Source organism: Nannocystis punicea, assembly GCF_026965555.1.
Lineage (GTDB): Bacteria > Myxococcota_A > Polyangia > Nannocystales > Nannocystaceae > Nannocystis > Nannocystis punicea.
Map to the genome: position 1 here is coordinate 3,995,799 of NZ_CP114040.1, position 11,783 is coordinate 4,007,581.

Annotated in this window: 7 protein-coding genes; 3 read left to right on the forward strand and 4 right to left on the reverse strand. The window is 72.0% G+C overall.

The genetic code is table 11. From position 1 onward, the window contains the following. Positions 1-7: 7 nt before the first annotated feature. The 4 genes from O0S08_RS15375 to O0S08_RS15390 form a co-directional block, all read right to left on the reverse strand. Positions 8-1,588 (reverse strand): hypothetical protein, encoded by a 1,581-nt coding sequence (locus tag O0S08_RS15375; protein ID WP_269039896.1) that lies wholly within the window; start codon positions 1,586-1,588, stop codon positions 8-10. A 39-nt stretch (positions 1,589-1,627) separates the two neighbouring features. Beyond that, positions 1,628-3,043, reverse strand: coding sequence for an Ig-like domain-containing protein (locus O0S08_RS15380; RefSeq protein ID WP_269039897.1), 1,416 nt, complete (start codon positions 3,041-3,043; stop codon positions 1,628-1,630). A gap of 77 nt (positions 3,044-3,120) precedes the next feature. Next, positions 3,121-3,951: a polyamine aminopropyltransferase gene (speE, locus tag O0S08_RS15385; RefSeq protein WP_269039898.1), complete on the reverse strand. Its 831-nt coding sequence runs from the start codon at positions 3,949-3,951 to the stop codon at positions 3,121-3,123. A gap of 120 nt (positions 3,952-4,071) precedes the next feature. After that, a complete protein-coding gene (locus O0S08_RS15390; protein ID WP_269039899.1) occupies positions 4,072-6,237 on the reverse strand; it encodes a hypothetical protein in 2,166 nt (721 codons plus the stop codon). A gap of 297 nt (positions 6,238-6,534) precedes the next feature. On the opposite strand from O0S08_RS15390, the gene O0S08_RS15395 reads away from it, so the two are divergent. From O0S08_RS15395 to O0S08_RS15405, 3 genes are all read left to right on the forward strand, one after another. Next, entirely contained in the window at positions 6,535-8,337 is a 1,803-nt protein-coding gene (locus O0S08_RS15395) for a phospho-sugar mutase (protein ID WP_269039900.1), read from the forward strand. Beyond that, positions 8,334-9,650 (forward strand): carboxypeptidase-like regulatory domain-containing protein, encoded by a 1,317-nt coding sequence (locus O0S08_RS15400; protein WP_269039901.1) that lies wholly within the window; start codon positions 8,334-8,336, stop codon positions 9,648-9,650. Before O0S08_RS15395 ends, O0S08_RS15400 begins: the two co-directional genes overlap by 4 nt. Positions 9,651-9,835: 185 nt before the next feature. Continuing rightward, the gene (locus O0S08_RS15405; RefSeq protein ID WP_269039902.1) at positions 9,836-11,710 is read left to right on the forward strand and encodes a serine/threonine protein kinase; all 1,875 of its coding nucleotides are present in this window, start codon (positions 9,836-9,838) and stop codon (positions 11,708-11,710) included. Positions 11,711-11,783: the final 73 nt, after the last annotated feature.

An 11,783-nucleotide genomic window follows, 5' to 3' on the forward strand; every position in this document is an offset into this window, starting at 1 on the left:
GTCTCCTTTAGCGCGGCGCGGGCGGGGTGGCCAGAGCGGTGCAACGGACCGCGAGCGTTCGCCGGCGCCGGCGGCCCAGCGCGAGCACGACGAGCCAGGCGGGGCCGCTCGCGCTGACGCCGAGGTCGCAGCCCTGGGTCTCGGACAGGCCGCCGGTGTCGCCGGTGTCCCCGGTGTCGCCGGTGCCGTCGCTGTCGCCGGTGGTGCTGTCCGGATCTTCGCTGCCCTCGGGCAGGATCGTGAAGCGCACGCGGTCGCTGCCGGCGTTGCCGCCCTCGTCGCGGACGGTGACGAGGAGGTCGTAGGTGCCCGGCGGCGGGTTCTTGAGCCGCAGGTCGACGCGGATCGCCTCGTCGCTGAAGAGCGTCTGGCCGTCTTGCTGGATCTCCACGGCGTAGAACTGCGGCTCGAGGTCGTCGACGACGTCGCCGTAGAGCGAGAGCTCGACCGGCAGCACGTGGTACGAGCCGTCGACCGGGCTGGTGAGCTCGAGGGTCGGGGCGACGATGTCGGGCTGGGCCGGGCCGAACAGGTAGAGCAGCTCCTGGAAGGAGTTCTGGTAGCCGGTCTCGCAGAACATCTCGTGCACGAGGTTGCACACGCCGGCGGTCTCGACGAGGTCGGTGTTGGCGACGATCTTGTTGCACTGATCCTGGAAGTACGGCGTCGGCGCCTCGACGAACGGGTGCAGGTTGTCGAACGGGCTGTTGACGTGCTCGAGACCCCAGGTGTGCGCGGCCTCCTGCAGGATGATCGTGGCGCCGGTGTTCGAGCCCTGGAAGGCGCCGGCGAAGCAGGTGTCGTTGGCCCACAGGTTGCCGCAGTCGATGTACGGGGCGATGCCCGCGAAGTCCTGGGCGCCGATGTCGCCGTAGAGGACCATGGTGTAGCCGGGGTCGTCGGGCGGGCGCCGCCAGGTGGTGCGCACGCCGATCTCCCGCAGGTCCTTGCGCACCGACTCGATGATGGCGACCCGCCGCGCCTCGGTGCCGACGAACGGGCCGATGTAGCCGTCGAACAGGTCGGCCAGGGTGCTGCAGTCGTGGCGCGAGTCGTTGCCGCAGCCGCGCCGCAGGACTGCGCCGTCGAAGTTGACGTAGAGGGTGTGCGGGGTGCCGGGCTCGGCGGGCAAGGCGTCGAGGCCGCGGGTGGCCAGCGGCGGCGTGATGGCGGGGCGCAGCGGCTCGGCGGCAGGGCGGGCGGCGCGGTTGCGGAGGGACAGGTCGAGGGCTTCGGGGCCGGACGCGCCCGGCGACATGGCCTTCGGGACAGGCGACTGGGTGACCGTGGCCGCGCGCCGGAGGGTGCCTCGGGACAGAGCGCCGGCGGGCGAGCTTTCGTACATGTCCTCGAGGACAGGCGCACCGGAGGCCGAGGCGTCGGGGGCGAGTGAGCTTCGGGACAGGTCCTCGGGGACAGGTACGCCGGGCGCCGGGGTGCTGGGGGCACCTGGGCTTCGGGACATGGACTCGAGGACAGGTGACGCGGGGGCCGAATCAGCTGGCCTTCGGGACAGGGACGCGCCCGCGCCCGGGTCGCCGGCGCTGGCGAGCGCGGCGAGCAGGGCGGGGGCGAGGGCGAGGTTCACGGGGCCAGGGTACGCGGTTTGGCGGGGGCGCGCAGGGGGCTAGCCGCGGGCGCGCCGACGCCCCCGGGCGAGGCCGAGGAGGAGCAGCAGGGCCGGGGCGCCCGAGGTCGGAGCGAGGTCCGATCGGCAGGCGCAGCCGTCGTCGCCGCCGCTCTGATCGCCCGTGGTGGCCGAGTCCGTGACGCCGCCGGTCGCGCTGGTGACGCCGGTGGTGGGGTTGCCGCTGCCGCCCCCCGTGGTCGGCGCGTCGCCCGTGGTGTCGGGCTCGTCGCCGGTGGTGGTGCCGGGCTCGCCGGTGGTGGTGCCGGGCTCGCCAGTGGTGGTGTCCGGCTCGCCGGTGGTGCCGGGGACCGGCTCACCTTTGACCGTGAAGTGCACGGTGTCGATGGCCTCGTTCTTGTCCTCGTCGGTGACGGTGGCGGTGACGGTGTACTCGCCGGGGGCGAGGCCGGTGATCGGGAAGGTCAGATCGGAGGGGCTCGGCCACGAGGTGGGGTCGGTCTCGGCGGCGCTCGGGCCGTCGATCTTGAGCGTCAGCACGAGCAGCTGCGGGCTCTGGTTGTCGGCGGCGGTGAGCTTGAGGTCGAACTTGCCCTCGACCTCGGCGCCGTCAGCCGGGGCGGTGATCTCGAGCGTCGGCGCGGTCAGGTCGGGCGCACCGGGGCCGAAGATCTGGAGGAGCTCCTGGTAGCTGTTCTGGTAGTTGCTCCCGTTGCAGAACTGGGAGTGCTGGTTGGGGCACTCGATGTTGTTCTCGGGGACCGGCTCGTTGTTGTTGTCCAGGCGGACGATCTGGAAGCACTCGTCGACGTAGGTCGGATCGGGGACGCTCTGGGTGGTGGGGTAGAGGAGGTCGGACTTCGACTCGACGTGCTCGAGGCCCCAGGTGTGGGCGATCTCCTGCAGCACGGCCTTGGCGATGCCGGTCGGCGAGCTGGTGTAGTCGAGGGTGAAGCTGACCTCGCCGCCGTTGCCGTTGAAACAGTCGATGCTGGGCGCGACGCCGGCGAAGCCACCGCCGGGCGCGGGGTTCCAGTCGCCGATCATCTCCATGTCGTAGTCGCCGCTGGCAGGCCGGACGTCGGTGACGTGGATGTTGAACTTGCCGAGGTCGTTGCGCATGACCTGGACGACGGCGGCGCGTCGCCCGAGGTCGCCGCCGAACGGCAGGACCTGACCGTCGAAGATCGTGGAGCAGTTGTCCTGCGGGTCGTTGTTGCCCCAGCCGCAGAAGCTCATGTCGCCGCCGTCGAAGTTGGTGAAGACGATCCACTCGCCGGCCTGCACGGGCGGCTGCTCGAGGTCGGCGCCGAACACCAGCGGCTCGTGAAACGGCGAGGTGATCGGGATCGCCGCTGCGAGGTCATCGGGTTCGCCCGCCTCGGCCAACCCGGGCACGAACAACGTGGTCAGTACGAGGCAGGAAAGACGGGTGCGGGCGTTTTGACGGGCCATCGTGGCGACGGTACCAGACGGCCTCCAAAGCGACGCAGCGCGCGCTGCGTGTGTGTGATCACCCGTCGTCGGTGGTGTCAGTCGCCCTCAACGAGTCGCCGCACGAACTCGGGCAAGTTGAAGGCGCCGAGGCCGAGGCTCGGGCCGACGTAGCGCCCGGCGACCGCGGCGAGGCGCGAGGCGTCGAGATCGGTCAGGCGGAAGTCGTCGCCCGCGAGGGCGAAGGTCCAGCACCCGCTCGGATAGGTGGGGATGCAGCCGTAGTAGGCGTGAACCCCCTTGAAGACGCCGCGCAGCTCCTTGAAGACGCCGCGCACGGTGTCGGCGGCGTAGAACGGCGACTCGGTCTGGGCGCTGACGATGCCGCCGGGTCGCAAGGCGCGGCGCAGATCGGCGAAGAAGGCCCCGCCGAACAGTCCAGCCGCAGGACCGATCGGCTCGGAGCTGTCGACGAGGATGGCGTCGAAGCTGCCCGGATGGTTGCGGACGTATTCGACTGCGTCGGCGAACACGAGCTCGACGCGCGGATCGTCGAGGCGCCCGGCGACGGCGGGGATCCACTGCTGGCAGACGCGGGTGACTCGCTCGTCGATCTCGCACAGGACGACCCGCTCGACCCCGGGGTGTCGCAAGACCTCGCGCACTGTGCCGCCGTCGCCCCCGCCGACGACGAGCACGCGCCGCGGGTCGCGATGGATGCACAGCGGGACGTGGCTGATGAGCTCGTGGTACACGAACTCGTCGAGCTCGGTCAGCATGACCATGCCGTCGAGCATGAGCAGGCGACCGTGACCCCGCGTGTCGTAGACCTCGATGCGCTGGAAGGGGCTCTGCTCCTCGTGGACCTTGTCGGTGACGTGGAGGCCGATCGCGGAGAGGTCGTGGTAGTGCTCGTACAACCAGGGCATGGACGCAGGCTCGCTCGAGGGGGCGGTCAAAAAGGCTCCGGGCGGAGGCTGGGCCTTATAGCCCTGCCGCCGCCCGGGACTCAAGCCGCAGTCCAAGACCGCCGCCCGTGAGGCGCTGGATCAGTGCAGCCAGCGACCGCGACGCTCTTCCTCGGCGTCCTCGTCCGCCTGCTCGTCGGCGTCGGCCGCGGCCGCGCGGGCCTGGTCGCGCTCCCGCAGGAGGGCGGTGAGGATGAGGCCGAAGCCTGCCCCCCAGGTGAGGATCATGAGGGCGATCCAGTAGGGCGAGGCGTTCATGCCGTAGAGGAACGGCATGCCGGCGCTGTGCGTGAGGGCGACGTGGTCGACCTCGAGGCGGTAGACCAGCACGGCGAAGACGATCTGCAGGAGGAGCAGGGCGCCGCCCATCATGCCGATGCCGAGCTTGCCGTCACGCTTGCGCGAGGCGAGCAGCAGGGTGGCGACCGCGGTCTCGGCGATCAGCAGGACCTGCGTCAGGGTGGCGACCATGATCTCGCTCTGCTCGCCGGCGAGGCCGTTGCGCTGCATCACTGCGCTGTAGGCGAAGCCGACCACGAGCATGGCGACGGCGAGGACACCCTGGAACCGCAGGAAGGCGCCGCGGGCCTCGACGTGGCTCGGCACGGCGTGCGCGCGGGCCGGACGACGCAGGCTGGCGACCAGCAGCCACCCGAGCACCGGCAGCAGGAAGGCGCTGGCGAGGAAGGTGACGAGGTTGAGGCCGTCGAAGGTCTGCGTGTTGGTGCGCGACGAGAGGTCGAGCAGGGCGAGGCCCGAGCAACCGACGCACGCGAGCGCGAGCGCGATGCCCTCGGTCGGACGGAACAGCGGGGCCCAGGCCTGCTCGACGCGCCGGCGCCAGCTGAACAGGCAGATCGTGGCGAGCATGACCTGGGTGCCGACGGCGTAGGCGAGGAAGGAGGAGCCGAGCTCGGGGTCGCCGGCGGTCATGAGATCGGCGCTGCCGGGCAGGCCGGTGAAGCCGAGGACGCCGCCGAGGACCGCGGGCAGCGGGCCGAGGAGGAGGCCGGCGCTGGCGATGTTGGCGCCGACGAGCGCGGTGCCGAAGAGGCCGGCGCCGCCGATGCCGACGGCCATCAAGGCGCCGACGAGCAGGGCGTTGACCCGCTGGCCGAGCGCGTCGCCGAGGCCGATCGCGGTGAGATGCGTGGCGCCGGTGAAGAGCAACAGCAAGCCGAGCGGCAGCAGGAGCGGGCCGACGCCGACGGTGAGGCCGAGCAGGGCGAGCGCGGGCAGCAGCAGCAAGGCGCCGGCGACCATGGCGAACACGTTGGGCCCGACCGACATGGCGAGGGCGAGGTCACCCGCGGACAGGCCGGTCATGCGCAGGACGGGCAGGGTGCCGGCCTCGCGCTCGCGGGCGGTGTGCGTGGCGGTGACGACCGGGCCGACCAGCAACAACATGAAGGCGGCGAAGCCGAACAACACCGAGCCGATCAGCTGGCCGCGCTGGATGTCGGAGACCGGCGAACGGTAGCGGACCGACGGCTTCTGCAGCGCGGTGAACTCGGCGATCGGGTCGACGAGGCCGCCCTGCCACAGCGCGGCGCTCGGGTTCAAGACGGCCTCGGCGAGGGTCTTCAGGTCGCCCTGGGCCAGGTTGGCGAGGGTGTTGGAGATGTGCGGCAGGCCGCCCGAGCTCAGCACCCAGCCGGCGAGCTGGCCGCCGTCGCCGTACGGGTCGTTGTTGAAGAGGTCGGCCCACAGCGCCTGGCGATCGGTGCCGTTGGTGTCGATGGCGACCGAACCGTCGCGCCGCTCGAGGCGATCGATGCGGGCGCCGAGAGCGGTCAGCTGGCGGCGCTGGGCGTCGATCTCGCGGAGCAGCGGACCGGCGTCGCCGAGCTTGCCCTTGTCGACGTCGACCGCGAACGCGGCCGCCTGGATCGCGGCGGTGCGGGCCAGATCTTCGTCGCGCGTGGTCAGCGGGCGGAGATCGACGGTGGCGAGCAAGAGCTCGTGGAGGTCGCTGCGGCCGCCGAGGAGGTCGCCGCGCAGGTCGACGGCCTCGCGCTTCAAGATCGACTCGCCGCGGTCGAGGTTGCGGACGGCCTGCTCGACGCGGGCCCGCAGCTCGGTCAAGACGGCGATCCGCACGCGCTGCTGGGCCGCGAACTCGCGGTCGACGACGGCCTGCTCGCGGTCATCGAAGCTGCAGCGCGGCATCTGCGGGCCGTCGCACACGGCCCAGGCGTCTTCGAGGCCGATGGCGACCCGCACGTCCTGGGCGGCGGGGCTGTCCATGCGCGTCAGCGCGGAGGTCCCGAGCCATGTGAGGCCGCTGATCAGGGTCGCGGCGACCAGGGCCGAGGCGGTGCGCGACCGGAGGTCGCGGCGGAGGAAGGGACGAAGTCGTTGGGAGAGGGACCGCGTCGGGCTACGAGTCCCGGACGGTGGTGAAGGAGTACGAGGATCCTGGTTCGCCATAAACCCGCCTTGCGTGCTGGCCCGGACAACCGGCAGCCTTTGAGTGTTCCACAAAACGTAGGCGCGGCGCAGATGATTTCACTGGCGTGCATGTCGCTGAGGTAAGATCCGCCCGTGACCCCGAGCCCGAGCGCCCTCCGCCTCCCCGCTGATGTCGAGCGCACCCTGTCCCACTGGCTCTCCGAGCCCCGATTCGCCGGCGACCGCGAGGCGCTGCAGGCGCTGGTCGCCTCCTCCGAAGCGGGGTCGGCCGCGGCGCTGGCAGAGATCCTCGACGCCTTCTCCCAGGTGCTCCCGATCGGCACCGGCGGGCGCCGCGGCAAGGTCGGCCCCGGTCCCAACCGCTTTAATAAGGTAGTGGTGCGCGAAACAGCTCAGGGCCTGGTGCAGGCCATGCGCGCGGCCGGCGACACCCCCCAGGTGGCTGTCGTCTACGACACGCGCACCCACTCGCGGGACTTCGCGTTCGCGGTGGCCGAGCAGTGCGCGGCCGGCGGGGTGACGGTGATCCTCCTCGACGCGCCCAGGCCGACGCCCGAGCTGTCGTTCATGGTCCGCCGCCTCGGCTGCGGGGCCGGCGTGGTCATCAGCGCCAGCCACAACCCGCCGGAGGACAACGGCATCAAGATCTACGGGCCCGACGGCGCGCAGGTGCTGGGCGAGCGCGACGCGGCGCTGATGCGCGCGATCCTGTCGGTGCAAGAGTTGCCGGAGCTGCAAGAGGACCAGCGCAAGCTGATCCACGTGCTGCCGCCCGAGCGCGTGGTCGCCGAGGCGGACCCGCCGTACCACGCCTACGTGCTGGCGCAAGGCGTGGCGCCGCCCGACCTGTCGGCCGCGGGGCTGCGGGTCGCCTTCACGCCGCTGCACGGGGTCGGCCACACGAGCGTCTTGCCGGCCCTGCGCGCCCGCAAGATCGAGGTGCTGCCGGTCGAGCGCCAGTGCGACCCCGACGGCGGCCGGTTCTCGACGGTCCGCTCGGCCAACCCGGAGGCGCCGGAGTCGATGGCGATGGCGATCCAGCTGGCCGAAGAGACAGGTGCTCACCTGGTCCTGGCCACCGACCCCGACGCCGACCGCCTGGGCGCCTGCGTGCGCGGACGCGACGGCAAGTTCGTCCCCATCGACGGCAACCGCCTCGGGGTGCTGATGCTCGACCACGTGCTGGCGCACGCGACCATCCCCGAGAACGGGTGGGTGCTGACGACGCTGGTGACGACGCCGCTGCTGGCGACGATGGCGGCCGCCCGCGGGGTGATGGCGGTCGACGACCTGCTGGTCGGCTTCAAACACCACGCCGGCATGGCGGCCGAGCACCCGGAGCGCACGGTGGTGTTCGCCTGCGAGGAGAGCCACGGCTACAACCGCGGCGACGAGATCCGCGACAAGGACGGGTCGATCGCGGCGCTGCTGCTGGCCGAGGCGGCGGCGCTGGCCAAGCTGCGCGGCGAGACGCTGCTCGACGTGCTCGATACGATCTGGTGCCGCTTCGGCTACCACCGCGAGAAGACGCTCAACTACATGGCGCCGGGGCTGGCCGGGCGGCAGGCGATCGCGGCGCTCATGCAGGCGTGGCGGACGTCGCCGCCCGCAGGCTTCGCCGGCCTGACGACCCGCCGCTTCGAAGACCGGCTGCAGCCGCGCCACACCGGCTCGCCCACGCGCGACCTCCCGGGTGACGTGCTCAGCCTCGAGCTCGAGGGCGAGGGCGGCAAGAAGTGCCGACTGGTGCTGCGTCCGAGCGGCACGGAGCCGAAGCTGAAGATCTACGGGCTGGCCCGCAGCGCGCCCGGGATCGAGCCGGCGGCGTTGCCGGCGGTGGTGTCGCAGATCGACGGAGTGGTCGAGGCGGTGCTGGCCGACGCGCACGCGCAGATCGAGGTGATGATGCGGCCCTGGCTGGGTTCGGCTTCATGAGGCGTGCGGCGGTGGTCGCGGCGCTGCTGGCGTTGCTGGCGGCGCTGGCTGTCTGGCTCGGGACGCGCGAGCGCACGGCGTCCCGCCCGGGCCCGCGCAAGAACAGGTCCGCGACGGCGACGCAGGTGACGGCGGCGGTCGAGGGCGATGCGCCGGTCCAGGGCGTGGCGCGCCGGGCGGACGTCGATCGCAGCGGCCAGGGCGTCGTGCGCGGGCGGATCGTCGACCGCGACGGCGTCCCGGTGAGCGACGGCCGCGTCATCCTGCATTGCCTGGCGAGCGGGACGGACCGCAGCGCGCCGATCGACGGCGGCGTGATCGAGCCCGGGGCCGAGGGCGAATTCAGCGGCCCCGGCTGCCGCGGCGTCGTCTGTGCCGAGCTGCGGCACCCGACCCTGGTGCCGCGCGATCCGTGGGTGCTCGAGCCGAATCGACCGCCGGTGACGCTGGTCGCGCAGGCGCTGGGGCGCGTGGTCGGTTCGGTCAGCGACGGCGAGGGTCGAGCGGTGGCGGGGGCGCAGATCTGGGTCCGGCGCGGGGCCGACGACGATCCCGCGGCGCTGCCGCCGTTCACCTCGCGCAACACGGTCAGCGACGGCGAGGGCTTCTTCAGCTTCGCGCGGGTCGAGAAGCCGCCGTGCGATCCGTGCGGCGAGGCCAGCGGTCGCTGCGAACCGGGGGACCCGCGCGACGTGCCGACCTACGCGTCCCTGATGCTCATCGCCCGCGCGCCAGGGTTTCGCCCGACGGAGAAGGAAGTGTCGGTCGACGACGAGGAGGGCTGGCAGATCGTGCTGGCGCCGCCGCTGTCGCCGCTGCAGGGCACGGTGAGCGACGCGGAGGGGCGACCTTACGCGCGCGCGCGTGTGCTGGCGCGAGCGCACACGCGAGGCTACGAGGTGCACCAGGCGCGCGTCGACGGCGGGCAGTTCAGCCTCGCCGAGCTCGGCGAGGGCAGCTACGACCTGCGCGTGGTCCAGGACGGGGTCGAATTGGCGAACTCGGGCGGACACGTGGCCGGAGAGACGATCGCGCTGGTCGGGAACGTGCCGGCGCTCGGCCGCGCGGTGACGCTGGCGGTGGTGCGGCGCGGCAGCGACGAGGCGGTGGTCGGCGCGGTGGTCGACGGCGGGCCCTTCGCCGGCGCGCGCACGAGTGAGGAGGGCACGGTCGGCGCGGCCGACGTGTTGCCCGGGACGTACGCGCTCGGCGTCCGGGTGCGCGGGCTGCGTTCGCAACGGGGTCAGGTGACAATTCCCGATGACGACGCCGGCCCGTGGACGGGGCGGATCGAAGTCGACGACTCGCCGTAGACTCGTGGCCCGGCGGGCGGCGCGGAATATCTCCGCAGACATGTGTGCCGGCGGTTCGCGGGCGTCGGCCTGGCAGGTGGAAGGCGCGTCCTGCCTGAATTTGCGCGGGGGCACAAATTTGAGGGTGTGACCGGCTCGCGTTAGCCTTGGGGGCCCGGTGCTGCAGCGCCGGACAAGTTCGAATCATGGCGGATATCGAGAACGACGGCCTACTCAGCAACCCCAACAGGGCGATGATGTCGCCGCGCGAGGCCGCGGAGCAGCGCTGGGGCACGATGATCGCGCACCGCTATCGCGTCGAGGAGCTGCTCTCCTTCGACGAGATGGGGGCGCTGTACCGGGCCCGCGACACCGAACGCGGGGTCCCGTGCGCCCTGCGGATCTTGCCCGAGATCTACGCGCGCGACCCCGAGATCCGCGACCGCTTCCTGCGCGACGCCGAGGCGGCCCAGGTGCTGCAACACCCCAACATCATCGAGGTGTTCGGCACCGGCAAGCTCGACGACGGCGGCGTGTACTCGGTGATGCAGCTGCTCGACGGGCAGAACCTGCGCGCCGTCCTCGACGAGGAGCGACGCATCTCCGCCGGCCGGGCGGTCCACATCGCCAGCCAGGTCTGCCGCGCGCTGGGGACCGCCCACGACATGGGCATCATCCACCGCGACCTCAAGCCGAGCAACATCGTGCTCGTCACCCAGGACGGCGAGCTCGATGTCGTCAAGGTGCTCGACTTCGGCGTGTGCTCGCATATGGACAGCGAGCGCTCGGGCGTGTCGACGATCGACAAGCTGGTCGGCTCGACGGCCTACATGGCGCCCGAGCAGGCGGCCGGCGAGGAGGCCGACCCGGTCTCCGACATCTACGCGCTCGGCACGGTGCTGTTCGAGATGCTGACCGGGCGCCTGCCGTACACCGGCCGCAACGACTACGACATCATGATGAAGAAGGGCCGGCAGGAGGCCCCGCGCGTCGACGACCTGGTGCGCGACGTGCCGGGCGCGCTGGCCGACCTGGTGGCCCGCTGCCTCGCGCCCCGGCCCGAGAACCGGATCCGCTCGATGCGCGTGCTCGAGGTCGACCTGCTGCGCTCGCTCGACGCGCCGGCCGCCCCGCGCCCGCCTCGCACACCTGGCGATTCGGACAGGTCCGAAAGGTCCGCCGCGACGTCGCTCAGCTCCGGCTCGCTGATGCCACCGCCCGAGCCCGCGGCCGCGGTCTCGCACCCCAACATGCTGCTGGCCAGCGCGTCGATGAGCGCGCCGCGGCCGGCCCCGGAGCCGCGCACGATCACGGCGCCGGCGAAGGAGCACCCGCACGCATGGCTGTGGCTGGTCGGCGCCGGCTCGATCGCGGTGGTGCTGGTGCTGTTCGGGCCGCGCTTGTTCGGCCAGGCCGAGACGCCGCCGGACGAGCCGGCGGCGCCGATCGCGGTGACGCAGGACGTCGACGACTCGACGCCGCCCGAGCCGCCGAAGCCGATCGACCTGGCGATCCCGCAGGCGGTCGAGAACGTCGGCGACCCGCTGGTGCTGGCCGGGCGCGCCGACCTGGCGCTGGCCGAGGGCCGCTTCTGCCAGCCGTCCGGCGAGTGCCTGCGCGACTACCTGGCGGCGCTCAGGGAGATCGACCCGAAGCACGAGGCGCTCGAGCGGCTGACGCAGAAGATGCCGGCGGCGGCGCTCGACACCGGCAGGAAGGCGCTGACCGACAAGCGCTTCCACGACGCGGGCCAGGTGTTCCGCTGCGTGCAGGCGCTCGCGCCCGACACCGCCGGGGTGAAGGAGCTGCTGGCCGAGGCGCTGGTCGGCGAGGGCAAGATCCTGCGGCTGATGAAGGCCTGGGACGACCTGGTGGCGCTGCTCGAGGAGTACGACAAGCTCGGGGTCAAGCCCGGCTTCGACGCGCTGGTCCTCAAGGGCCAGGGCATGGCCGGCAAGGGCCGCTGGCAAGAGTCCGTCGACGCCTACTCGGCGGCCGCGAAGCTGCGGTCGAACGACAAGGACGTGAAGAAGGCGCTCGACGAGGCCAAGCAGCAGCTCAAGGCGGCCGGGAAGAAGTGAGCTGGTCTTCGGGGTATGTCCTCCAGGACATGTCCCGAAGATTCAATCACCCGTCGCGGCTCGAGCCGAACCG